Below are 25,225 nucleotides of genomic sequence, written 5' to 3' on the forward strand. Positions count from 1 at the left end.
ATGGAACAGACTACTATTTGTATAATTGATGATCACTCTATTGTGAGACAAGGTTTAAAAGAATTGCTGTATAAAATGGGTAACTACAAAGTAATACAAGAGTTTGATAATGGTGATGATTTCCTGCAGGCATTACCCATAAATCCATCTCCACATATCTACATTCTGGATTACTCCATGCCTCACATGAACGGTATTGAAGTATTGCAGGCACTGGAAGAAAAAGAAGAAGAGTTCAAAGTGTTATTGTTGACTCAGCATCTTGACGAACAAATAATCGATGCTGCTTATCATCATGGTGCCAGAGGGTTTCTACATAAAAACTGTACAGCTCACGATTTGAAATTTGCCATTGATAACATTATTAAAATAGGGTATAACAACGTTTCTGAAATTCTTAAGCGCGTGCGCAATTATGATAACAATGACAAAAAAAATGAAAATATTGTTTTAACGCAGCGTGAATTCGATTTTTTGAGATTGGTTTGTGATGAAAGGGAATTAACCTATGAACAAATGGCCGAAATTATGAATCTGTCAATAAAATCCATAGAAGTTTACAGGGCTGCTTTATTTGAAAAATTCAATATCAAATCAAAAGTAGGACTTGTGTTATTTTCTTTTAAATACCGGTTAACGGAACCTTTTTTATAATCGTGACAACTTTTATTAAAAATAATTACCTTGTTTCTCCTGTCCATTAATAAATTATTCCGTTAAAATTTTACCGGGTTTCGTTCTTTAGAAATATAATAGAGATTTGATGTTTGTATTAAGACTGTTAACGTAAGCCAGATTAAGCAAAAAAAAACTCATTTAAGTTCTCAAAAAACGTCACAACTGGTATTAAGTGTTCGATTGCAAACCCAGAGAGCCTAACAAGGAATTCCTTAAGAAATTGAAGGAATTTTTTTACGGATTGCATTTTCCTGAAACCATACTGGTTTTATTCAGCCTATTTTTGTTTAAACTATCGACAAAACTTGTAAACACTTAAAAAATCGCTATAATAGTTTTTTACTATATTTGGCATAGTTATGGTTTTGTTTGGCAAGTTTATTGTTAAAAAAACAAATTATAAACCCAAATCTTAAAAATGAAAAATCTAATAAGTCTTCTACTTGTATTTACTGCTATAAATGTATTTGGACAAGTTCCGGCTACTTCAAAGCCTACTGAAACTGTTGATCCCGCAAATATAGTTTCAGCTGCTGATGTTTTTACTAACAAGACGATAAGACAGGTAAAAAAGATTCCGTTAGATGAAGCTTTAATTCTGATTTATGATTATGATGGCACCCTTTTTACATTCGATTTAGAATCTGAAACAATTGCATGGACTGTAAAAGCTACAGATTCTTTTACCGAAATGTGTGCAAACGGAGTAACACTTCTCGATGGGGTTTTGTATGTTCCTTTTATTAACGGCGAAATTTTCGCGATTGATAATCAAACCGGTGAAATTTTTTGGAAATCTAGGTTTGGCAATAGTACAGATCAAATTGTACTAAAACATCAAACTCCGGTCATAAATAATGGGAAGCTTTTTATAACAGCTCAAAGTCCAAATAATAGCATTTATGCTCTAAATGTAAAAGATGGAAGTTTAGCATGGAGCTACAAATTGGATGCTACAAATAACGATATGCCGGTTCTGTTTTTTGACAACAAAGTTTTTACCCAAAGCGGATCAAATGTCTATAGTTTTGATGCAAATACAGGAAAGCTTTTGAGCCAGAAAAGTTTTGACTGGGGCATTTCCGGAAAGCCTGCAACTGATGGAGAAACTATATTTATAGCCAATGAAAAAAATGCAGTTTATGCTTTAAGCCCTGATAAATTAGATGTTTTGTGGGAATTTAAATTCGATGAAAATCAAAATAATGTAAGGGAACATATAGTTGGTAAAGACAAAAAAGTATATTTTGCAGCACAAGGCCCGGAAGTTTCTTCTATATACGCTGTGGATTCAAAAACAGGTACTCAGCTATGGAAAACGGATTTTAAAGAGGACAATATCGCGTACATGATTGAAGAAAGTGATAACATTTGGGGATATACACGTAAAGGAAAACTTTTTCAGATAGACTTAACAAATGGCGAAATAGCATCAGAAGTTAAATTAACCACCAGACCAATTTCAAATTTTGAATTTGCCAGTGATGATGAATCATTGTTTTATTTTTCTGATGCGGCCTTAATTCAGTTTGAATTTAAAACAAAAGACGAAAACGAAGTTTACCTGCGGACTTCTATTAAAGACGACGCCTACAGCGCATATGTGAAATTGATACGATAACAACAAAGCTGTCCAGGAGACAGCTTTATTTTTTTGAGAATTCCATTAATTAGCTTGATTTAATAAGACTGATTGATTTTTGTGACGTTTGAGATTTACAGCATTGAAAGAATAAGAAATCATTAAATAACTCCAAAAAGCCGTCTTATTTTCGTCGTGTATTTTCGGAAGGTATTTCATAGAATTTGTTGACTGATAAAAAGAAAACGCATAATTAATTTCCAATGCTTTGACAGGAATGTATTTTAATGAAATGTCATTTTCAAATCCCAGGAACTTTTCCACATTCTCATCCAGTTCGTTTTTTAGATGGAATTGCGTATAGAAAAGATGAAAATCTGTTCGAACTGATAACTTTGGATGTAAAGGAATCGTGGTAAACAGATAAGGATTAATTAAACCTTTCCCGCCGACATCTGTTGGGAAACGTGTAAAGATATTCATGTTTCCGTTGAATTTCCAGGTCACACCATACAATACATCAAAATCACCGGAATTGCCAGGTGCTAATTGTGAATTACTTCCACTAATAATTTCAGCCCCCAGTCGCCAATTCGATTTTTGAAGGGATAATTTAATTTCCGGCTGAATATAGTAAGCAAATAATTGGTTCCCTTTTGGATTTCGTCCAAATTGCAGATAGCTATTAAGTGTGTAATTCCATTGTTTGGTTTTAAAATCAATTCGTCCGCCTGTCGTGGCACGGGTATAGAGATATTCTGAACCTGCACTTTCTAAAAAATCCACAGCACTTACAGAATTAAAAGAAAATGCTCTTTTCGAATTATAACTGAAACTATTTACCAGCATGTATTTGTATCGGTTTGCGGCTACTGGAGAATAAGCCGGTTCAAATTCAGTGTTGTAGTTTCGGGTAAACAAAAAGAAAAAATCATTAGAGAAACGTTCAGAGTATTTCATAACCCGTATTCCTTCGTGTGCCCTTCCTTGCTGTGCCCAGGGAGCGTCAGAGAACAATCTGCCATTGTCTAATAAAATGCTTTGTCTTCCTAATCGGACATTGACAGATTTAAATTTAGTCTCCAAAAATAACTGGTAAAAATTGACACTTCCAACTTTTGATGCTTCATTTTGCTTATCCCAAAAATGGATTTCCTGCACATCAGATCTGATGAGCCATTTTTCCTTTTCATACTGCATCAAAATTCTGTTTCGCTGTGTGATGTAAAAATAAGGATCGACTGTGGTATTAGGAGGGAGGGTGTAGTTTGATGTGCATTCTGCTCTTGGTCTTATTTCGATATTCATTAAAAACTGCCGGGCTAAGCTGTCTTTTTCTTGTGCCTGACTTCTAAATATGGCTAAAATAAATAGTATAAAGAATATTTTGAAAACGTTTTTTAGCATAATATTTATTTACTCTATAGAATTAATATAGAATTGCAATGATACTAAAATTATCCGATTAGCACAATTTAAGATTTACAGTTGACTTAAATTTTTTAAACATATTTCTTTGTCAGGAAAATTATCAGTTTAAAATTCAAGCAGGAAGAGGTTGCATAATATTCGTGGAAAAGAGAATCAATCTCCCCTTGATTTTAATTCCGTATGATTTATAAAAAAAACTAAAGGTTTCTTAAATTGGTTTGAATGTGTTTTTACTTATTGTAAATTAGTGAATATGAAAACTTTAATACAATAATTATGAAAATGAAAATAATAACAGTCGCATTATTACTTGGTTTTGTAATATCGACGAACGCTCAGAAGAAAATTGAACTTACTGAATTACCAAAGCCGGCACAGGAATTTTTAAAAAAGTATTTCAGTAATACAACAGTAGAAACTGTCAAAAAAGATGCTGAGCATGGAGAAAAAGGATACGAAGTAAAACTGAAAGACGGCACTGAAGTAGAATTCTGGAAAGACGGTGCTTATCGGGAAGTTGATGGGGGAGATAAACCTATCCCGACTGAATTTATTCCGATAAATATAAAAGAATATGTGTCAAAACATTATCCAAATGAAAAAATTACCCATATCGATTATGGGCACAAAGACCTTGATGTAGATTTAACGAACAAAATTGATCTTGAATTTACGAAGGAAGGTAAATTTATTAGAGGAGAAAAAAAGTAACATATCAATTTTACAATTTTTCTGAATGGTATAAAAAAACAAAACTCCATTAGAAATAATGGAGTTTTGTTTTATAAATTATATCGAAAATTTTTATTGCTGCTTGGCAGAGGTTTCAATCTCAAAAATCAAAGTTGCATTTGGTGGAATTACTCCTCCGGCACCTTTTTCTCCATAAGCTAAATTTGAAGGAAGGAAAAAGATTGCTTTATCTCCGTCTGTCATCATATCAAGCGCTTCAATAAATCCTGGAATCATTCCGTCTTTTTTTCCTACAGTGAAAGGAAAAGATTTATAACCTCCCTGTGCATCTCTGTTAGGATTGTATTTTCCGTAAGCTTTTTCAACATTAGCCATACTACTGTCAAAAAGGTTTCCGTCTTCAAAATATCCTGCATAGTGAAAATAAATAGTAGATCCTTCGGCACCTTTTGTGCCAGTTCCTTTTTGTGTAATCACATATTTCAACCCAGACGCAGTTGTGGTAGCTTTTGCTTTGGTGGCTGCAAAATAAGCCGCTTTGTCTTTAACTACTTTTTGAGCTTCAGATTTTTTTGCTTCCTCTTTTTTAGCATCGTCAGAGATAACTTTTAATGCATCAAATTTTTTAGCAGCAGCACCTTTTCGGGTAATAGTAATTTTTGTCATGATATCATCCTGAACAATTTTGTTTACATTGTCCATTCCTGAAACCACATGGCCAAAAATAGTATGTTTTCCGTTTAACCACGGAGTTTCTTTGTGTGTGATAAAAAACTGACTTCCATTTGTAGCAGGGCCTGAATTAGCCATTGCTAAAATACCGCCTTTGTCAAATATTAGTTCTTTTACGAATTCGTCTTTGAAAGAATACCCTGGTCCACCCGAGCCATTTCCATCGGGATCACCACCCTGAATCATAAAGTCATTGATTACTCTGTGAAATTTTAATCCGTCATAAAATGGTTTGCCTTTCAGTTTTTCTACTTTAACATTTGGATTTTTACCTTCAGCTAAAGAAATAAAATTTGCAACCGTTACAGGTGCTTTTACATATTCTAAAGTCAAAACAATATCGCCTTTTGTAGTTGAAATAGTAGCAAAAATACCTTCAGCAGGATTATTTGTCTTAGCTGTTGTTTTTGACGCTGGTTTTGTTGTTGTGGCTTTTGGTTTCGCTGCAGGTTTTTTAGTAGTTTGCGCTTGAATATTAAGTATTGCCAGGCAAAAAAGAAATAAAAATTTATATTTCATTATATTTCAAATTATGTGTTTTTAAAATGTATTATGGCTTTTCTAATAATTGAATTTCGAAAATAATGTTAGCGTTTGGAGGAATAACTCCACCAGCTCCGGTTTCTCCATAAGCTAAATGAGATGGAATAAAAAGTACGGCCTTATCACCAAAAGAAAGCTTTTCAACCCCTTCAATAAATCCGGGAATTAAGCCTTGTTTGCTCCCTGCTGTAAAAGGAATTGCCTGATACTGATTTGCATCCGCTTTTGCCTGAATAAACTTTCCAAATGTTTTTGAGATATCCGCAGAGCTTGAATCAAATAAAGTTCCGTCTTCTAGGAAACCTGAGTAGCTAATGTATACCTGTTTACCTGTTGTGGGTTTTTTACCTGATCCCTTTTCAGTAATTACATATTGCAAACCACTATTTGTTTTTGTAGCTTTTCCTTTTAAGGCAGTCAAAGAAGCTGCTTTTTCTTTCTGAACACCGGCATATTTACTTTGCTCTTTTGCGATCTCTGAAAAATAATCATGAAATACTTTTACGGCATCGAACTTTTTAGCCTCTTCACCATTTCTGATAATAGTTACAGCAACAACAGTATCATCCTGAAGTATTTTGTTCACTACTTCCTGATCTTTTGCTTCAACAACATGTCCAAAAATAGTATGCTTATCGTTTAACCATGGAGTTTCTACATGTGTAATGAAGAATTGGCTGCTGTTTGTCCCCGGACCATTATTTGCCATTGCCAGAACACCTGGTTTGTCAAATTTTAGATCTGAGAATTCATCTTTAAATTTATATCCGGTATCTCCAGAGCCTGTTCCTTCCGGATCTCCGGTCTGAATCATGAAATTTTCAATAACCCTGTGAAATTTCAATCCGTCGAAAAAAGGCTTTTTTTTCAGGTAATCTTTAGTTACAAATTCATTCTTTCCTTCTGCTAAGGTTACAAAATTAGCAACAGTTACAGGTGCTTTTTTATAATCTAATGCAACTATAATATGTCCTTTGTTGGTTTCAATATCAGCATATAAACCATCAGGTAAATTGCTATGCTCGTTTTTACAGGAGTAAAATGAAGTAACGGCTAATAGTAATAGTAAAATACTCTTTTTCATTTTTAAAATGTTGTTTTTATGGGTTTATTGTATCTTTTTTAGCTACAACCACTGGTTTTGCTGCTGTAGGTTTTGGAGTTTGTTTCGTTGCCGTTTGTCCGGCTGTAGTTTGTTTTGTAGAGTCAGCAGCTGGCGCTCCTGTGGCTGTAGGATCCGGAACGAAATTGCGTAAAGTAACTGTGCATATTAACGATTGATTGGTTCCGATTTTTTTGTTGTCTCCATGATATCCATACGCAATATGGGATGGAAATAAGAAAGTTACGGTTTCATTTTTACGCATTAACTTTATTCCGTCTCTCAATCCCATCATGATATCTTGTTTGTCTACATAATACGTTTGTGGACCAAGTTCAGCTTCAGAATAGATGATTTTGCCTTCAATGTCTTTTATCTCTAAATTGAAATACGCTATATCTCCTTTTTTAGGGGTTTGTGTATCGGTTAGATTTTTTTCGTCATAATAAAGCCAATAGCCTTTTCTGGTGGCGTAGTATTTTACTTTTGGATTGTTTTTGATAATTTTTTTTATCACATCCTCTTCACTTGCAACCAGTTTTTTGTTTCTGTCGGCTGATTTCTTCATAAAAGTACCGGAAGCCTGAGAAATGGGTCTTCTGGCTTCTTCGTGATGTTTACAACTAATAAATAAAACAGTAAAGAGCAAGGTATAAATGCTTCGTTTTAAGTAGTTCATATTGGGTTATATTTTTAGTTTAGTTACTAAATCTTCAAACTTTTTCAGGGTTTCTTCCATTGAAACTTCTGATCTTCCTCCGGCAGCATTGATATGTCCGCCACCATTAAAATGATCTCTTGCAAACTGATTTACATCGAATCCGCCTTGTGAACGAAAGGATATTTTAATAATGTTTTCTTCTTTGTTTTCGATAAAAATAGCTGTGAAAATAATATCTTTTATACTTAGTCCGTAATTCACTATTCCTTCTGTATCGCCTTTTACATAATTAAAGGAATCAAGTTCCTCCTGAGTTAGGGATGTATAAGAAGTTTTATATGCCGATAAAATTTTCATATTCTGCAAGGCTCGTCCCAGCAGTTGTAGACGGCTGTATGAACTATTATCAAACAATAAAACGGGTATTTCTGTATTATCTGCACCGAAATCAATCAATTCTGCTACTATACGATGGGTATTTCCTGTTGTTTTAGGAAAGCGAAAGGAACCTGAATCAGTTAATATTCCGGTATAAATGCAGGTTGCAATAGTTTTATCTATGTCTTCTTTTTTGTTTAAAAACAAAATGAAATTATAAATCATTTCGCAGGTAGAACCAAAAGAAGTATCAGAATACGTATAAGCTGCATAATCATGTGGTTTTTCATGATGGTCGATCATGATAAATGGAGCGGTTAGTCTGGCTAAAGTATGTTCCATTTCACCTGTACGATGAAAAGCATTAAAATCAAGAGTAAAAATCAACTCAGCTTCTTCTAATATTCTGGTGCAGTTTTGAGTGTCTTTCTCAAATATTTTTACAGTTTCAGAACCCGGAAGCCAGGCTAAAAAATCAGGAAAATCATTTGGAGCAATCACAGTTGGCTGATGATTGTTTTTTAATAAAAAATGGTATAGTGCCAACGTAGAGCCCATAGCGTCGCCATCTGGTCCTCTGTGCGGAATTATTACAATTTTCTTTGGGGCAGCAAGCAACAACTGTATTGCCTGAATATCTTGTATTTTCATAGTGTGCGAATTTACATTTTTTTAATGTAATGCTGAAATCATTTTAGAGATTAACACACTTTTATAGATTGAAAGTGATTAGTTAAGAGTTTTAAGTTTTCGTGAAGTGACTTATTTTGCAATAATGATTGATGTGTTGAATATATTGTAGATTCTGAAATTTAAAATCAAAGGTTTTCCAGCTCTTTTCTTTGTAATTTCTGATACAATTTATATTTGGCGCCCTTTACAATTTGAGACTTATAAATCCCAACAGGACCCGAAGAGAAATAAGCTATTGTACAGGCAATCACAATAAAAATTCCTGGCTGAATCCCAAATAATTCTATTCCCATGATAGTGCAGGCAATGGGGGTGTGGGTAGCGCCTGAAAATACAGCTACAAATCCCAGACCAGCCAAAAGTGCAATTGGCATCGGAATAATAAGAGATAAAGCACTTCCTAAAGTAGCGCCCACAAAAAATAAAGGTGTTACTTCGCCGCCTTTAAAGCCGGCACCCAAAGTAAATCCGGTAAATAAAATTTTAAGCAAAAAGTCATACCATGGATTAGAATTTGAAAAAGAATCTACAATTACCGGAACGCCTAACCCAGAAAATTTTGTGAGTCCGAAACCTGCAAAGGCAATGGCTAAAATGGTTCCGCCAATAAAAGGTCTTAATGGTGGAAATTTTATATTTTTTGAAAAAAAAGAATTCCAAAAATGAGCATTTCTTGAAAAAAGTAAAGCAGCCAAACCAGATAGGATTCCAATGATAATTGTGTATAATAAGGTAGAAAAATTGAATTCCGGAACAACCGGAATATTATAATGGGTATGTTTCACCTGCCAAAACTCAACAGTAAAATAAGCGACATATGCCACTAAAAATGACAAAACAATGCTTTTAAAATTGATTTTACTGAAATATAAAACTTCAAGCGCAAAGATAGCACCTGCCAATGGAGTTCCGAAAACGGATGCAAAACCTGCGCTGATTCCAAGAATAATCAGAATTTTTCTTTCGGAATTATCTAATTTGAAAAGTTTTGTGAATTGATCAGCGATAGCACCGCCCATTTGTACAGCAGTTCCTTCACGTCCTGCAGATCCGCCAAATAAGTGGGTAAGTAAGGTTCCTAAAAGTACTAAAGGAGCCATTTTAAGCGGAATTACTTTCTGAGGATTTTCATATTCCTCTAATAGCAAGTTATTGCCTTTTACAACAGATTCTCCCCAATAGTAATAACTGAATCCAACTAATAGCCCGCCTAGAGGTAACAGCCAGATAATCCACTGGTGTTGGATTCTAAATTGTGTAACAAATTCCAGTGAAACTAAGAAAAAAGCTGATGCAGATCCTGAAAAGAAGCCAATTAAAACACAAATGAAAATCCATTTGAAAATTGTCAGAAGTATTTCTTTTAATTTTTGAAGATTCATTTAAAGAAGTTTTGCCACGAATTTCATCAATTAAAACGAATTTTAAAAGTTCCTGATGAAATTCGTGGCAAAAAAATTATTCCTGTACTACAGCGGTAAACTCAATTTCGACTAAATATTCAGGAGCAACAAGTTTGCTGATTTCATAAAAACCGGTAGTTGGCTTTACATCCTTGAAAAAAACTGCATGTGCCTTTGCTACATCTTCGAAAGTAGAGATATCTGTAGTGAAAATTCGTGTTCTGATGACATCTTTCATTCCAACATTCAAATCTTCTAATACTTTTTCAATGCGTTCCAGAATATTGTAAGTTTGTGCATAAGCATCATCGGCTTTTACTTTTTCGCCATCAACAATAGCCACAGTGCCCGAAACCTCAATAATATTGCCAATTCTTACGGCACGACAATATCCCATTTTGTCTTCCCACGGTGATCCTGTTAAGATGTTTTCTCTTTTCATTTTTTTATAATTTTTCAAAATACTTTAAAGTATTTTGTAGTTAGATTAATGGCTTGCAATTTAAAAAAATAGAATTACAATATCATTAATTCTATACTAATCCTTTATCAAGAAATAACTTCTTTTTGTTATAATTTAGAATGATTTGGGCATGTCCCGCAAAAAAAAGCGGGCCGGGCTTTCCGCTAAATCTTTTATTCCGTTTCTCTCCATAAAAGGATATCGCTCCAATCCCTCATGCACTTCATAATTGATATTTGAATAGCATCAAATAAATGGCAGGTTTTTTGCTTCCAAAAATTAGCCTAATATATTGTTATAAAATTCTTAAACCGACAGTCAGTAATTAAATTATGTTATTTTTGCGAGACCTGAATATTGATTTTTATAAAATTTTAAAAGCCGATTCGATAATACCTTTTCAATGAAGCATATTTTATTATTCATATTATTTTTTACTTTCCTGACTGCTTCTGCTCAGAGAGAATTTAATTCTGGTTTTAAATCTATTCCAGCACCAAAGTTTGATGCTAAGCCTAAAAATATACCTGCTCCTGAAGTTAAAAATCCACAGACACAAAATTCAGATATTCCAAGTATTAAAACCCCGAATGTTTTTGATAATACGAGTATAACTCCAAAGTCCAGATTTCAGATTGGTGAAGAAAAAAACACCTTTTCTATGACCCCTAAAAATGATTTTGCTAACCCGGGAGACCGATATGTTCCTAAAATGGAAAAAGATCTTGATAAAGCTTTAAAAGAAGCCGGATTAAAAGAGGGCAGGGGAGAATTGGTCAAGAAAAATATTTCTTTGGGCGAAATAAGAACGAAGTCAGCTTATTTTATTGTTAAATTAAGAGATTTTGGTGCTATCGACGGTGATTTGGTTAAAATTTCTTCTAATGATCAGGTTATTCAAAATCAATTGTTTTTGGATAGTAATTATAAACAAGTAAAAATCATACTTGTTAATGGTTTTAATAAATTGGATTTTGAGGCATTAAATATAGGTTCTTTAGGAGGCAATACAGCTGAAATCCAGGTTTATGATGATAAAGGTACTCTGGTAACCAATGATTACTGGAATAATCTTGCGGCTGGTTTTAAAGCTACTATTATTGCAACGAAAGAGTAATTCCTTAAAAATTGTTTATATAAACTTTTTTGATTGAAAACTTCGTGTTTTTGGATTAAAAAGGATCCGCAGTTACCTTAAACTTCATATTTGCTTTTATCGTTACATCTTTAGTTAAGGTTTCTTTTAATGTAACTTTTGTTCTGATTTTATAGCTCTCGGCTTTGATATACTGATCTAATCTTTTATCCGTACATATTAAATCTATCATATTTGCTGTTGTACTAATATTGTCAAGATAAGCCAGTTCTATTTCGTTAGAACCGGTAGTAGAAATATAAAGATGTACTGATTTTAAAAACGTAAACGTTTTATCTGAAGGATCCGAAATGGATAGTTTTAAAGATCTTATTTTTACATCTTTAACCATACTGGCTTTAGTTTTGTTGTTTTCAAATTCGGAAGAAGAATTTGTAGTGACTTCTGGCGTAATAATTTCAGAAGGCAAATTGATTGGAGAGGTACTTTTAATTTTAATAGAAGCTTCATTTGAAATATTGAAGGTCAATAAATCATCAATAGCATCACAGGAACTCAAAAATAATGTAGATAAAAATGCGAAGAAAACAAGTTTTGATTTCATAGTTAATATAATAGGTTATCTCTGCAGATACGAAATTGTTTAAAGTTTGGATTTGTCTTTTTTTAAGAAACAGGATTTTTTATTGTTTCTAAAATTTATATTTCAGATTTACAGATGTTTAACGTCTTGGTGTTCAAAAAGAAAAAAAATCAAAAATCAATTTTTCATTTTCGAATATAAAAAGTATTTTTGCGCATGCAACACAACGTACTTATTTTAGATTTCGGATCGCAATATACACAGCTTATTGCGCGTAGAGTTCGCGAATTAAATATATTCTGCGAAATTTTTCCTTACAATCACATTCCAAGTGATTTATCAAGTTATAAAGCCGTAATTTTAGGAGGAAGTCCTTTCTCTGTTAGAGGAGAAGATGCACCACATCCTGATTTATCGCAAATTAGAGGCAAAATGCCTTTGCTTGCTGTTTGTTATGGAGCTCAGTATTTGGCTCATTTCAGCGGAGGTGAAGTAGCAGCTTCAAATACAAGAGAATACGGAAGAGCCAACTTGTCTTATATTAAAGAAAATGAAACTTTTTTTGAAGGAGTTTCAGAAAACAGCCAGGTTTGGATGAGCCATAGTGATAGTATTAAAGCGCTTCCGGCAAATGCTGTAAAATTAGCAAGTACACATGATGTGGAATTTGCTGCTTACAAAATTGAAGGAGAAACTACTTATGCTATTCAATACCATCCGGAAGTTTACCATTCAACAGATGGAAAAAAGATGTTGGAGAATTTCTTAGTGAAAATTGCTGAAGTTCCTCAAAACTTTACTCCAAATGCTTTCGTTGATGAAATGGTAGCAGAATTAAAAGAAAAACTAGGAAACGACAAAGTTGTTCTTGGTTTATCAGGAGGAGTGGATTCTACAGTAGCGGCAGTTTTATTAAACAAAGCAATTGGACAAAACTTATATTGCATTTTTGTAAACAACGGTTTACTTCGTAAAAATGAATTCCAAAGTGTGTTAGATCAATACAAAGGAATGGGACTAAATGTAAAAGGAGTAGATGCCGGAGATCGTTTTCTTGGCGAATTAGCAGGAATCAGTGATCCTGAAACCAAACGTAAAACAATTGGTCGTGTATTTATCGAAGTTTTTGATGATGAATCACATTTATTAGAAGACGTAAAATGGCTGGCACAAGGAACAATTTATCCTGATGTTATTGAGTCTGTTTCTGTAAAAGGACCTTCTGCAACTATTAAATCACACCACAATGTTGGTGGATTGCCGGATTATATGAAATTAAAAATTGTAGAACCGCTTAGAATGCTTTTTAAAGACGAAGTAAGAAGAGTAGGAGCTACTTTAGGAATAGATCCTGAATTATTAGGAAGACACCCTTTCCCTGGACCTGGATTGTCAATTAGAATTTTAGGTGATATTACTCAGGAGAAAGTTAGGATTTTACAAGATGTAGATTCTGTTTTTATCGAAGGATTAAAATCCTGGGGATTATACGATAAGGTTTGGCAGGCAGGAGCAATTTTGCTTCCGGTGAATTCTGTTGGAGTAATGGGCGATGAGCGTACATACGAAAAAGTAGTTGCGTTGAGAGCTGTTGAATCAACAGATGGTATGACGGCTGACTGGGTTCATTTACCTTACGATTTCCTGATGAAAGTGTCAAATGACATTATCAACAAGGTAAAAGGCGTGAATCGTGTAGTTTACGACATAAGTTCAAAACCACCTGCAACAATTGAGTGGGAATAGTATTATTTTTAAAATTAAGGTCTTACATTTGTAAGGCCTTAATTTTTTATAACCTACTATTTATGAGAGAACTTTTAACGATTTCTCTTGTGTTTATTTTGTCTTTTAACAAAATAACGGCACAAGATTCAATTATTGAGCACAAAATTCAAAAGGGAGAAACTGCTTATTTTATAGCTCAAAAATATAAGGTTTCTGTAGATGAAATCTATAAACTCAATCCCGAATCGCAAAACGGAATCAAGGACAATCAGATTATTAAGGTTCCGGTTCATTCTCCAGAAAAACCAAAATCAGACAAACGGATTACCCATATTGTTGGAGAAAAGGAAACACTTTACGGTTTATCAAAAAAATACAAAGTTTCTCAGGAGACGATTTCAGAAGCCAATAAAGAAATCCTTGTCAACGGACTTCAGGCTGGTCAGGAATTGGTAATTCCACAAAACATTTTGAATCCTCCAAAAACTGAAATTTCTGTTTCTTCTAAGTTTAAACATCAGGTTGTGGCTAAAGAATCTTTGTTTAGTATTGCCAGGCAATATAATGTTTCGGTTCAGGATCTTGAAAATTTGAATAAAGATTTACTCCAAAACGGATTGCAAATTGGTCAAACAATTGTTATTCCGAATAAAAGAAAAACGCTCGATGGAAGACTTCGTGTAATCAACCCGGAAACTTTCTTTCACGTGGTTGAGGCTAAGGAAACAAAATTTTCAATTTCCAAAAAATATGGTATTACAATCGATCAGTTAGAGTCACAAAATCCCGAAATTGTAAATGGATTAGTCGTTGGAAATAAATTAGCTATCAATACTACAGCCATTAAACCTGCAAATGAAAATGAAGAGCTAATGCTGGCTTTGGCCGAAAAACAAGTGGTGGTTGAAAAGACAAAAGCCAAAACAGTTGAAATAGATGATTTGAAAGACAGATTGGTTATTCAGAAAGAAATGAATCAGAAGATTATAAAAATCAATGATTTGAAAATGAACCTGAATGATCTTAATGGCTCTAAAGAAAATTCTGTTGAAAAATTGCGGTTGGTTTTAGAAGCGAATAAAAATGTACAGGATATTTTAATGACAAAATTAGATTCTTTAGTCAATACGATGAACAATGATTTGGACGAATTGAAACGTATGGATGTTATGAATATCAACGAATCAAAACGTTTGGAGAAACAATCTTATGAAAGTATTGGCCAAACAAGTGAATTGTCTTCTCAGTTAAAAAAAGAACTGGCTGAAAACCGAAAGGCATATGCTGGTTTAATGAATAAAGTTGAAAAGATTGCCGTAGAAGAGAATCAGGAATACAAGAAAAAAATACGCGAAAACGAAAAAAAGAACAATACCACATCAATCCAGCAAAGGCTTTCTTTAGAAGAAATTAAACGCTACAAGATTGAGCAGGAACAGGTTGATGTACAAAACCAGCTTTTAATTGCAAAAATTGATTCTTTAGATGTCCAGAAAAAAATTGAGGTGAAACGGCATATCAGCAAAGCTTCTTATTATAGCATGGAAGCCAGGAAATTTGATGATAAACTCGCTTTGGTGAAACTAAAAAAATATCAGGATGAGGCCATTAAAAATCAAAACAAATCAGGTTTAACTGAAAATTCGAAAACTGTTTCACTGGAAGAAATGAAAAAGGAGCTCAAAGAAAATCCGTTTAAAAATGAAAAAAACATAAAAATTGAAGTTTTTGATAATCTTAAAGAAGTTCCAAATGGATATTATTTGGTTTTAGGTACATTTACAGATGCTGCTCCACGGGATTCATTCATTATGAAGCTCATTGATTCAGGAGATTTTAATGCAAGTTTCTTTTTTAATATTAACAGTCTTTCTTATTATGTATATTCGGATAGATATAATAATATGGAGGAAGTTTTATACCAATGCAAGAAAAAGGAAGAAAATGAGTTATATAAAGACATTATTATTGCTAAGGCAGAAATTGATCTTAGACAATAATTAGTAAAGAATTAACTTTCGGACTGATTTTTGTTTTAAGCAGAAATTAGTATCTTGTTCGCATTAAAGAATAATTGTTTTTAATATCTATTATGAAATATTTTTTCACATTTTTTTCTATTGTTTTTTTTATGACGTGTTCTGCTTTTTCTCAGGGAAAAGTGGTTAAATATACTGTGTCAGCAGGAGAAACTATCAATCAGATTGCTCAAAAATTTAAGGTTACGCCTTATGATATTTACCAGTTAAATCCGGATGCAAGAACTTCTTTGAAGCCGAACACAGTTTTGTTGATTCCAAATAGCAGCGGTAAGTCTGTATTGGCTAAAAAAGATGAAACTTCACCTAAAAAAGGGAATACCAAAGAAGTTATTCATGAAGTACAGCCAAAAGAAACCTTTTACAGTATCGAAAAAAAATATGATATTTCAGATGAGGATTTAAAGGCTGCAAATCCATTTTTGGAAAAAAATGGCGTTCAGATTGGTCAGAAATTGGTAATTCCGGCAAAGGGTTCTGCTGCAAAAAATGTTGCTACAAATAAAAAAACAAAGGATAAAGTATCTGAAAAGTATGTTTATCACGATGTTGTGGCAAAGGAAACCAAGTTTTCTATTGCGAAAAAATATAATACAACTATTGAAGATTTAGAAAAACGTAATCCTGAAATTGTTTCGAGTTTACCTGTTGGATATCGATTAACAATAAAAGGAACGGCTCCAAAAACAGAAGCTGCAGCTTCTGTTGCAAATACTGTAAAACCCTCTGAGGCTAAAAAGTCTGCTGATAATTCAAAAAAAGTGACTACTTATATGGAGTATCAGGTAAAACCAAAAGAAACTTTTTATAGTTTAGGAAGAACATTTCACCTTACTCAGGAAGAATTGACAGATTTAAATCCCACTCTTTCTGAAGGTGTAAAAGAAGGAATGGTTTTGAAAGTTCCGTCAGGATATGTTGCTCCTGTACCAATTATTGTAAAAGAAGAACCAAGGCAAACTGAAAAACCCGCAGAAAATAAAGGCGGGATTCAAATTCTTGAAAAAGTAAAATCAGAAACTGTTTCTGCTGATCCGGAAGTAGTTGAATTAAGCAAAAAGAGAGGTCAGAATGAACGTAAAAAGCTCGTTTTGTTGTTGCCTTTTAATATTGCTAAAATTCAGAATGACACAGTAGGTTTTGCGAGTCGTGTAAAGACGGATAAGTTTTTAAATATGACGCTGGATTTTTATTCAGGAGCAATGATGGCAATTGATTCGGCAAAAACTTTAAAACTGCCAATTGATATTTCAATTTATGATTCACAGGAGACAAAAAACACTTCAAATATTCCGAGTTTAATTACGCAGAATAAATTGCAGGATGCTAATGCGATAATAGGTCCGTTTTATCAGACTAATGCTGAAACAACGGCTAATACATTACGTTTGCATAATGTTCCTGTAATTTCGCCATTGTCCAAGGATTCTGCAAATCCAATTGATAATTTGTATCAGTCAATACCAACCAATGATGTGGTCAGAAATACTGTTTTTGATTATATGCGTTCTAAAAACGGTAATATTGTTGCAGTAGTAGATAAGAAAAAGGAATCTGTCATCAGTTACATCAAACAAAACCAAAGAGGAGTTGTTTTTGCTTCTTTAACCGAAACAGGAGGTTTGGATGTTGCGAATTTGAAAAGTTTGTTGTTTCCTGGAAAAATGAATTATGTAGTAATGGAAACAGGTAATACAGCAATGATTAAAGCAACTATAAAAGCGTTAATAGATGCTCAGAAAACTTGTCAGATACAATTGGTAATACTGGAGCCAAACAGTACATTGGATACAGATGAAATTAATTTTGAAAATCTGGTAAAATTAAAATTGATGTATCCTTCAGTTACCCGTGAAAGTGACGAAGCTAAAGTGTTGATTTTTGAAAAAGAATACAAACTGAAAAATAAAGTGAATCCAAATACTTATGCAACCCGTGGTTTTGATGTTACTTTTGATACCATGATGCGTTTGGTGCAGGGGAAAACATATCAGGAAACGGCAGATTTAATAACAACGGAGCAGGTTGATAATAAATTTCAATATTATAAAAAAGAAGATGGGGGACACGCTAATAAAGGTGTTTACATTTTATATTATGATTCAGACTTAACTTTAAAAGTAGCAAATTAATGACATCAAAAGTAACCTATTTAGGCGATTTAAGAACAAAATCAATTCATGTGCAGTCAGGAAGCGAAATCGTTTCAGATGCGCCATTAGATAATAACGGAAAAGGAGAAGCATTTTCTCCAACAGATACGGTGGCAAATGCTTTGGCAAGTTGCATGTTTACAATTATGGGAATCAAAGCCCGGGATTTAAATGTAGATTTAGTAGATTCGACAGCTGAAGTAACTAAAATAATGAATGCTGAGCCAAGAAGAATTGGTGCAATTGAAGTCGTTTTTGAACTGATAAGTAATGCTGACGAAAAAAGCAGAACAATTCTGGAGCGTGCTGCAATGACTTGTCCGGTATTTTTGAGTTTAAATTCTGATATAGAAAAAAGAATTACTTTCAACTGGAAATAAGAATACAATTATAGCATTTAAAGAAGCGGGAAAAAGAATCAATCTATATTCTTTTTCTTGCTTCTTTTTTATTTTAAAAAATGGAACAGGAAAAAAAGCAACTCATAAAACTGGCTCATACTAAAATGCCCTTCGGGAAATATGAAGGACGTTTTTTAATTGATTTGCCGGAATATTATGTGGTTTGGTATCATAATAAAGGCTTTCCAAAAGGCGAATTAGGGCAACAGCTTCAGCTTGTTTATGAACTAAAATTAAATGGTTTAGAGGAATTAATCAGAAATATCAAAAAACAATACCCCAAGCCTTAAAAGAATTGGATCATGAGGAATTAGAAAATTAGATAAATGTTTAGAGAGATAACTTTAGAATATGACTTTAAAATGAATTTAATTCATTGTTTTCTAATTATCACTTGTCTATTTCTTAAATTTTCCAATTGACACATTTTCTAAATTTCTAATTAGCAAATTGTCTAATTAAATTGTACTTTTGCCAAGTTTTTTACACAACTACAATACAAACTAAACAGAATGAATCAAACAAAATATATTTTTGTTACAGGCGGTGTGACTTCTTCTTTAGGAAAAGGGATTATTGCAGCATCTTTGGCAAAATTGTTACAAGGAAGAGGATATCGTACTACTATTCAGAAATTTGACCCGTATATCAATGTCGATCCGGGAACTTTGAATCCGTACGAACATGGTGAATGTTATGTAACAGATGACGGTGCAGAAACGGATTTAGACTTAGGTCATTATGAGCGTTTTTTAAATGTTCCTACTTCTCAGGCTAATAACGTAACTACAGGAAGGGTTTATCTTTCGGTTATTGAAAAAGAAAGAAGAGGGGAATTTCTAGGAAAAACAGTTCAGGTTGTTCCTCATATTACAAACGAGATAAAAGACAGAATGCAAATTCTGGGCAAATCCGGGGATTATGATATCGTAATTACTGAGATTGGCGGAACTGTGGGGGACATTGAGTCATTACCTTATATAGAATCTGTCCGTCAGTTAGTTTGGGAGCTTGGAGAAAACAATGGAATCGTTATTCATTTGACTTTAGTACCATTTTTAGCTGCTGCCGGCGAATTGAAAACAAAACCAACACAGCACTCTGTAAAAACTTTGATGGAGAGTGGAATCAAAGCTGATATTCTAGTATGCAGAACTGAGCATGAATTGTCTCAGGAATTGCGTAGCAAACTAGCTCTGTTTTGTAATGTTAAAAAAGAAGCGGTTATTCAGTCTATTGATGCTTCAACAATATATGAAGTTCCAAATTTGATGCTTGAAGAAGGATTGGATGTTGTGGCTTTAAAGAAATTAGATTTACCTAAAAAAGCTGCTCCGGATCTAAAGACATGGAATACTTTTTTAAGAAGATTAAAAACGCCTAAACATACTGTAAATATTGGTTTGATTGGTAAATATGTGGAAATGCAGGATTGTTACAAATCTATTTTGGAGGCGTTTATTCATGCTGGAGCCGCCAATGAAACTAAAGTAAATGTAATTTCAATTCACTCAGAACATATTAATATTGATAATGTTGCAGAAAAACTAGGAGTTCTTGACGGAGTTTTAGTTGCACCTGGTTTTGGTGAAAGAGGTATTGAAGGTAAAATAGAGGCTGTTCGTTATGCTCGTGAAAATAATATTCCGTTCTTCGGAATTTGTTTAGGAATGCAAATGTCAGTTATTGAATATTCAAGAAATATTTTAGGATATGCTGAAGCAAATTCTACAGAGATGAACGAGAAAACAAAACATCCTGTAGTAAATTTGATGGAAGAGCAAAAAACAATTACTGACAAAGGTGGAACTATGCGTCTTGGGGCTTGGAAATGCGATATTAAACCAAACACTTTAGCGCATAAAATTTACGGTGAAAAAACTATTTCAGAGCGTCACCGTCACCGTTATGAGTACAATAACAAGTATAAGGATGAATTGCAAAAAGCAGGTTTGATTGCTTCAGGAGTTAATCCTGACACAGGTTTGGTTGAAATTGTTGAGCTTGAAAACCACCCGTTTTTCATTGGTGTACAATATCATCCGGAATACAAAAGTACGGTCGCAAATCCACATCCTATTTTCGTAAACTTTGTGGCTGCAGCGGTTAATTCTCATAAAAAATAATAATTAATATTCTTAGGTGTAACTTCTGAGTATAACTCACAACTAATTGCCTGTAATGAATAACTTTTTTAAATTATAATGGAAGAAAAAAAATTAGACCTTAATTCAATCATTGGCTTTGTATTGATATTTGGAATTTTGCTTTGGATTATGTACCAAAATCAACCTTCTGATAAGGAAATTGCTGCAGAAAGAGCCAAGAAAGAATTAGTAGCTAAACAGGAAGCCCAGGCTAAGGCAGATAAAGCTAAAACTGCTGCTTCACCAGCGGCAGCTGTAACTCCGGGAGATACTGTTCAATTGGCAAAATTGCAAAAAACATTAGGTGGTTTTGCTTATTCAGCGACTCTTCCTTCTGCAAAAGATTCTTTTACTACAATCGAAAACGAAAAAATTAAACTTAAAATCGCTAATAAAGGCGGTTATATTGTCGAAGCAACTTTAAAAGAGTTCGAAAAATTCCATAAAGGTTCAAATCAGTTAGTTGAATTGATTAAAAACAATAATTCGAACCTAAATATTCAGTTATTAACAACAGATAACAGAACTTTAAATTCTAAAGATTTGTTTTTTGAGCCTACACTGGCTAAAGCTGGTGCCGATCAGGTTTTAACGATGCGCTTAAAAGCAGGGGCTAACGAATTTCTAGAATACAAATATGTATTAAAACCAAATGATTATTTAGTTGGCTTTGATATTCGTTCACAAGGTCTGAATAAAGTTCTGAATTCTGCTAAACCATTGGATTTGCAATGGGATCTGAAAACGTATAGAAATGAGAAAAGCATTTCTTATGAAAATCGTTATGCAGAAATTTATTATAATTACGAAGATGGAAAAGAAAGTTATGTAGGTCAGGGCGATCATAAAGAAGAAACGCCTGAAAAAGTGGATTATATTGCATTTAAACAGCATTTCTTCACTACTATTCTGCAAACAAATACTTCTTTTGAAAAATCGCAATTAGTTTCGGAGAATTTAGTTAAAGATGAAAAAATAGATACAGTCTTTACTAAGCAATTTAAAGCAACGGTTCCCCTGGCTTTCACAAGCGGTGAAATTGATTATAAAATGAGCTGGTATTTTGGACCTGCAGACTATAAAGTTTTAAAATCATATGATAAAAGCTTTGAAAAAATTATTCCTTTAGGATGGGGGATTTTTGGCTGGATTAACAAATGGATTTTTATTCCATTATTTGGTTTCTTAAGCTCAACAATTGGATTGTCATTAGGAATTGCAATTATCATCTTCACGATTATAATTAAATTGGCAATGTCGCCAATTACATATAAATCATTCTTGTCACAGGCAAAAATGAAAGTTTTAAGACCTGATATTACTGAATTGGGAGAAAAATACAAAAAAGATCCAATGAAGAAACAGCAGGAGACAATGAAATTATACAATAAAGCAGGAGTAAATCCAATGGCAGGTTGTATTCCGGCATTGATTCAGCTTCCTTTTATGTATGCATCATTTCAGTTCTTTCCTTCTGCTTTTGAATTAAGACAAAAAGGTTTCCTTTGGGCTGATGATTTGTCCTCTTTTGACTCTGTTCTAAAACTACCATTTCATATTCCATTGTACGGGGATCATATCAGTTTGTTTCCAATTTTGGCAGCAATTGCGATTTTCTTCTACATGAAAATGACTTCAGGAGATCAACAAATGGCTGCTCCACAGCAGGAAGGTATGCCGGATATGGCTAAAATGATGAAAATCATGATTTATGTTTCGCCATTAATGATGTTAATTTTCTTTAACAGCTATGGAGCTGGATTGAGTTTGTACAACTTTATTTCGAATTTAATCACAATCGGAATTATGTTTGTAATTAAGAATTATATTGTTGACAGTGATAAAATTCATGCTCAGATTCAGGAAAACAAACAAAGAGAGCCTAAAAAGCCTAGTAAGTTTCAACAGCGTCTTCAGGAAGTAATGGAGCAGCAGGAAGCTGCTAAAAAAGCTCAGAATAATAAAAAGAAATAAATATTTCTTTAAATAAAAAAGGTCGAAATTAATTTTAATTTCGACCTTTTTTATAATTCAAATTGTGTTTTGTTAAGTCCACTGAGCTAAGTCTTTTCGATACGTTTTTCTTTGGCAGTGAATTATCGGATCAAAATTTTTCCATAGTAAATGAATGGCGTTGTTCTCAAGTAACTCAGGGGTTCTAATACAGTTCCGAATACCTTTTTCAGAGAAAGTTTTATAATATTCGTCAAAAATAATTGCTGTAACACCTTTGTTCTGATATTCAGGGTGAATGCCTATAAGATAAAAAACAACATCCTTACTGTGTTTTTTTGCTCTTAATAAATGAAGGAAACCAAATGGAAAAAGTTTTCCTTTTATTTTTTGTAAAGCTTCAGTAAAACTAGGCATTACAATACTGAAAGCGATTAATTTATCATCTTTATCGACCACAAACTTAATATATTCAGGATTTATAAAACTGATATATTTTTTTTTGAAATATTCTTTCTGAATATCAGATATGGCAACAAACGAAGCTAGTTTTTCGTACGATTCATTGAACAGATCAAACATTTTGTCAACATGTGGCATAATGTCTTTTGTTTTTGTAAAAGTTAGCGATTTTAAGCCATATCTCTTTTTGATAAGTTCCTGTGCTTTCTGGAAAAATTCTGGTTTTACGTTTGAAAACGGGAAAATACTTTCGATATATTGTTTTTCTACCTGAAAGCCTAATTGTTCAAAATGTCTTACATAGTATTCGTTGTTGTACCATGTAATCATAGTTCCCACCTGGTCAAAACCTTCTGTAAGAACTCCAACCTTGTCAAGATTTGAGAAACCCATTGGGCCTTCCATGTGTTCCAGTTTGTGCTGTTTTCCTAATTCATACACTTTTTCCAGTAAAGCTTTCGTTACTTCAATATCGTCGATGACATCAAACCAGCCAAAACGAACTTTTCTTTTATGCTGATTATTTACTTCAGACCAGTTTATAATCGCGGTAATCCTTCCAACAACTTTATCGTTTTTATAGGCCATGTAAAAATAAGCCTCAGCATTTTCAAAAGCCGGATTTTTTGTTTTATCAAATGATTCTAATTCATCTGAGATAATAGGGGGGACCCAATACGGATTATCCTTGTATAAGGAAAAAGGGAATTTGATATATTCTGTTAGTTCCTTTTTTGTTTTGGCTTCTTTAATTGTAATCATTAATGTATTTTATTTAAATTCTTAGAGTAAAGAAATTCATTTTTGGAGAGTTAAAACTTATTCATATTTAGCTTTTCTTTCACGCTCTTTCTGCTGATAGTCTATTATTTCTTCTTCTGTTGGCTCCTCTACTTTGTTCTTGTCTTTCTTGTCTTTTGTCTTTTTTACCTTTTTTGCTTTGCCGTAATTCACAAGTTTGTTTTTATGTTTGTCATCATAACGGATAGAAAAACCAATTCCTCCATATAATAATGATGGTGAATTTTTTAAATTTTTGCTAACTGAAGCATCAACTTGTACATTTCTCGATAATAAATAAGCTGCACCTCCTCTTACAATAGCATCGCTGTACAAGTCGCTTTTGTAGCCCTGATTCTCAAGAAAACCGGACCATTTGCTATTGAATCCTCTTGTCAGTGTTAGGACATATCCATAACCTGGATTGTCGGATGATATGTAATCTGCAATAAGATTTGTTACCAGTACCCATCTTCCGTCACCAAAATGGTTTTGTGTGATTAACATTAGCTTAGGACTGACATTGAATTTGTTTGAATAATAATTGAGTGTATTTGTATTATAAGCATATGGGTTGTCCCTGAGTACAAAATTAGCACCTGCAAAGATTGAAATTGCAGGTATTAATTGACGCCAGCTGAATTTTTTGTTTGCATTATAACTGTAAATATTGATGTCTTTATTGTAACGTTTAAAAGGGTCATAAATTAAGTATTTTGCGCCGAAAACGGTTTGTCTGAAGTTGCTTTTTCTAAAAGTGGTGGCTGGAGTTGTGAACTTTTCGTTTTGATATTGAATATCTCCTATAAATTCAAGCTGCTCGTGAAAAAGCCCCCAACGAATGGTAAAATCAGTACCAAAACCTGTAGCTTCATAATCTTGTAGAGAGTGTTTTTCATGTATACCATATAGACCAACCTCACCTTGTATTACCGACTTTCCGACTGAGAAGGCAGACATAGTTTCACCTGGACGATTTGAATTTATAACATCTGTATGTTGAGAAAAAAAGTATTGTGGGAGTAAAAATAGACAAGCTATCAAAAAGTTTTTAATTTTTAACATATATGTATTTTTTGATTAAAAAGTAATAACGTTTTCAAATGTACTATATTTTATTATTTATTTAAGATTGATATTTTAATTTTGAAGGATGGTTTTATTAATTTTGAAAAAAATTATACAATTATGCAAGAAGCATCATTTTCAGGGTTCCTTAAAACCATAATGTGGGTAATAGCTTTTTATTATATTTTTAAATTTTTAGCTAAAATATTTTTGCCTGTACTGGTTAAAAAAGCGGTAGAAAAAGCCGGAGAAAATTTTCAGAGGCAACAACAATATAGTCAGGATAATTCATGGCAAAGCACCAGGAGCAATAATAATGATGAGATAATCATCAATACTGCTCATGCAAAAAAGCCCCGCGAAACCAAAAAGGTTGGCGATTATGTTGATTACGAAGAAATAGATTAAGTTTGTATTCTGAAACAATCAGGATTCATCATTTAACCAAACCACCCA

Annotated in this window: 22 protein-coding genes; 12 read left to right on the forward strand and 10 right to left on the reverse strand. The window is 33.2% G+C overall.

All coding sequences use genetic code 11. The features are described 5' to 3' along the window. Window positions 1–654 (forward strand): response regulator transcription factor, encoded by a 654-nt coding sequence (locus GXM16_RS13285; protein ID WP_163394934.1) that lies wholly within the window; start codon window positions 1–3, stop codon window positions 652–654. 442 nt (window positions 655–1,096) lie between these two features. Continuing rightward, window positions 1,097–2,299, forward strand: a complete 1,203-nt coding sequence (locus tag GXM16_RS13290; protein WP_163394935.1) for an outer membrane protein assembly factor BamB family protein — start codon at window positions 1,097–1,099, stop codon at window positions 2,297–2,299. 45 nt (window positions 2,300–2,344) lie between these two features. Here GXM16_RS13290 and GXM16_RS13295 read toward each other — a convergent pair whose 3' ends face one another. Then, the gene (locus tag GXM16_RS13295; RefSeq protein WP_163394936.1) at window positions 2,345–3,667 is read right to left on the reverse strand and encodes an alginate export family protein; all 1,323 of its coding nucleotides are present in this window, start codon (window positions 3,665–3,667) and stop codon (window positions 2,345–2,347) included. A 306-nt stretch (window positions 3,668–3,973) separates the two neighbouring features. Between GXM16_RS13295 and GXM16_RS13300 the strand changes: the two genes are divergently transcribed. Beyond that, entirely contained in the window at window positions 3,974–4,402 is a 429-nt protein-coding gene (locus GXM16_RS13300; protein ID WP_229684357.1) for a PepSY-like domain-containing protein, read from the forward strand. A 93-nt stretch (window positions 4,403–4,495) separates the two neighbouring features. Here GXM16_RS13300 and GXM16_RS13305 read toward each other — a convergent pair whose 3' ends face one another. The 6 genes from GXM16_RS13305 to GXM16_RS13330 all read right to left on the reverse strand — a co-directional run bounded on the left by GXM16_RS13305 (window position 4,496) and on the right by GXM16_RS13330 (window position 10,338). Then, a complete protein-coding gene (locus GXM16_RS13305) occupies window positions 4,496–5,635 on the reverse strand; it encodes a peptidylprolyl isomerase (protein WP_163394938.1) in 1,140 nt (379 codons plus the stop codon). A gap of 31 nt (window positions 5,636–5,666) precedes the next feature. Continuing rightward, the gene (locus GXM16_RS13310; RefSeq protein WP_163394939.1) at window positions 5,667–6,743 is read right to left on the reverse strand and encodes a peptidylprolyl isomerase; all 1,077 of its coding nucleotides are present in this window, start codon (window positions 6,741–6,743) and stop codon (window positions 5,667–5,669) included. A 16-nt stretch (window positions 6,744–6,759) separates the two neighbouring features. Then, complete coding sequence (gene gldI / locus GXM16_RS13315) at window positions 6,760–7,440, reverse strand: gliding motility-associated peptidyl-prolyl isomerase GldI (RefSeq protein WP_163394940.1); 681 nt, start codon at window positions 7,438–7,440, stop codon at window positions 6,760–6,762. A 6-nt stretch (window positions 7,441–7,446) separates the two neighbouring features. Then, on the reverse strand, window positions 7,447–8,451 hold the full coding sequence (locus tag GXM16_RS13320; RefSeq protein ID WP_163394941.1) for a DHH family phosphoesterase: 1,005 nt from the start codon (window positions 8,449–8,451) through the stop codon (window positions 7,447–7,449). A gap of 167 nt (window positions 8,452–8,618) precedes the next feature. After that, entirely contained in the window at window positions 8,619–9,875 is a 1,257-nt protein-coding gene (locus GXM16_RS13325; protein WP_163394942.1) for a chloride channel protein, read from the reverse strand. Between the two features lie 76 nt (window positions 9,876–9,951). Further along, on the reverse strand, window positions 9,952–10,338 hold the full coding sequence (locus tag GXM16_RS13330) for a RidA family protein (RefSeq protein WP_031454945.1): 387 nt from the start codon (window positions 10,336–10,338) through the stop codon (window positions 9,952–9,954). Window positions 10,339–10,762: 424 nt separating this feature from the next. On the opposite strand from GXM16_RS13330, the gene GXM16_RS13335 reads away from it, so the two are divergent. Beyond that, window positions 10,763–11,476 (forward strand): hypothetical protein, encoded by a 714-nt coding sequence (locus GXM16_RS13335; protein ID WP_163394943.1) that lies wholly within the window; start codon window positions 10,763–10,765, stop codon window positions 11,474–11,476. Between the two features lie 55 nt (window positions 11,477–11,531). Here the strand turns inward: GXM16_RS13335 and GXM16_RS13340 are convergent, their stop codons facing one another. Further along, window positions 11,532–12,059, reverse strand: coding sequence for a hypothetical protein (locus GXM16_RS13340; RefSeq protein WP_163394944.1), 528 nt, complete (start codon window positions 12,057–12,059; stop codon window positions 11,532–11,534). 195 nt (window positions 12,060–12,254) lie between these two features. Here GXM16_RS13340 and guaA point away from each other — a divergent pair, with 195 nt between their 5' ends. From guaA to yidC, 7 genes are all read left to right on the forward strand, one after another. Beyond that, entirely contained in the window at window positions 12,255–13,784 is a 1,530-nt protein-coding gene (gene guaA / locus GXM16_RS13345) for a glutamine-hydrolyzing GMP synthase (RefSeq protein ID WP_163394945.1), read from the forward strand. Window positions 13,785–13,846: 62 nt separating this feature from the next. Then, window positions 13,847–15,766: a LysM peptidoglycan-binding domain-containing protein gene (locus GXM16_RS13350; RefSeq protein ID WP_163394946.1), complete on the forward strand. Its 1,920-nt coding sequence runs from the start codon at window positions 13,847–13,849 to the stop codon at window positions 15,764–15,766. Window positions 15,767–15,858: 92 nt separating this feature from the next. Next, a complete protein-coding gene (locus GXM16_RS13355) occupies window positions 15,859–17,937 on the forward strand; it encodes a PBP1 and LysM peptidoglycan-binding domain-containing protein (protein ID WP_163394947.1) in 2,079 nt (692 codons plus the stop codon). Continuing rightward, entirely contained in the window at window positions 17,937–18,338 is a 402-nt protein-coding gene (locus tag GXM16_RS13360) for an OsmC family protein (RefSeq protein WP_163394948.1), read from the forward strand. Before GXM16_RS13355 ends, GXM16_RS13360 begins: the two co-directional genes overlap by 1 nt. 80 nt (window positions 18,339–18,418) lie before the next feature. Further along, window positions 18,419–18,649, forward strand: a complete 231-nt coding sequence (locus GXM16_RS13365) for a DUF3820 family protein (RefSeq protein WP_163394949.1) — start codon at window positions 18,419–18,421, stop codon at window positions 18,647–18,649. A gap of 222 nt (window positions 18,650–18,871) precedes the next feature. Continuing rightward, window positions 18,872–20,485 carry a CTP synthase gene (locus tag GXM16_RS13370; protein WP_163394950.1) on the forward strand — a complete coding sequence of 538 codons (1,614 nt, stop codon included), beginning with the start codon at window positions 18,872–18,874 and terminating at the stop codon, window positions 20,483–20,485. A 78-nt stretch (window positions 20,486–20,563) separates the two neighbouring features. Beyond that, window positions 20,564–22,480: a membrane protein insertase YidC gene (gene yidC / locus GXM16_RS13375; protein WP_163394951.1), complete on the forward strand. Its 1,917-nt coding sequence runs from the start codon at window positions 20,564–20,566 to the stop codon at window positions 22,478–22,480. 72 nt (window positions 22,481–22,552) lie between these two features. Here yidC and GXM16_RS13380 read toward each other — a convergent pair whose 3' ends face one another. Beyond that, window positions 22,553–23,683, reverse strand: coding sequence for a GTP cyclohydrolase (locus GXM16_RS13380; protein ID WP_163394952.1), 1,131 nt, complete (start codon window positions 23,681–23,683; stop codon window positions 22,553–22,555). Between the two features lie 57 nt (window positions 23,684–23,740). Further along, window positions 23,741–24,766, reverse strand: a complete 1,026-nt coding sequence (locus GXM16_RS13385; RefSeq protein ID WP_163394953.1) for a transporter — start codon at window positions 24,764–24,766, stop codon at window positions 23,741–23,743. 123 nt (window positions 24,767–24,889) lie between these two features. Here GXM16_RS13385 and GXM16_RS13390 point away from each other — a divergent pair, with 123 nt between their 5' ends. Further along, the gene (locus tag GXM16_RS13390; RefSeq protein WP_163394954.1) at window positions 24,890–25,177 is read left to right on the forward strand and encodes a DUF4834 family protein; all 288 of its coding nucleotides are present in this window, start codon (window positions 24,890–24,892) and stop codon (window positions 25,175–25,177) included. Window positions 25,178–25,225: the final 48 nt, after the last annotated feature.

Source organism: Flavobacterium limi, assembly GCF_010645075.1.
Classification (GTDB): Bacteria; Bacteroidota; Bacteroidia; order Flavobacteriales; family Flavobacteriaceae; genus Flavobacterium; species Flavobacterium limi.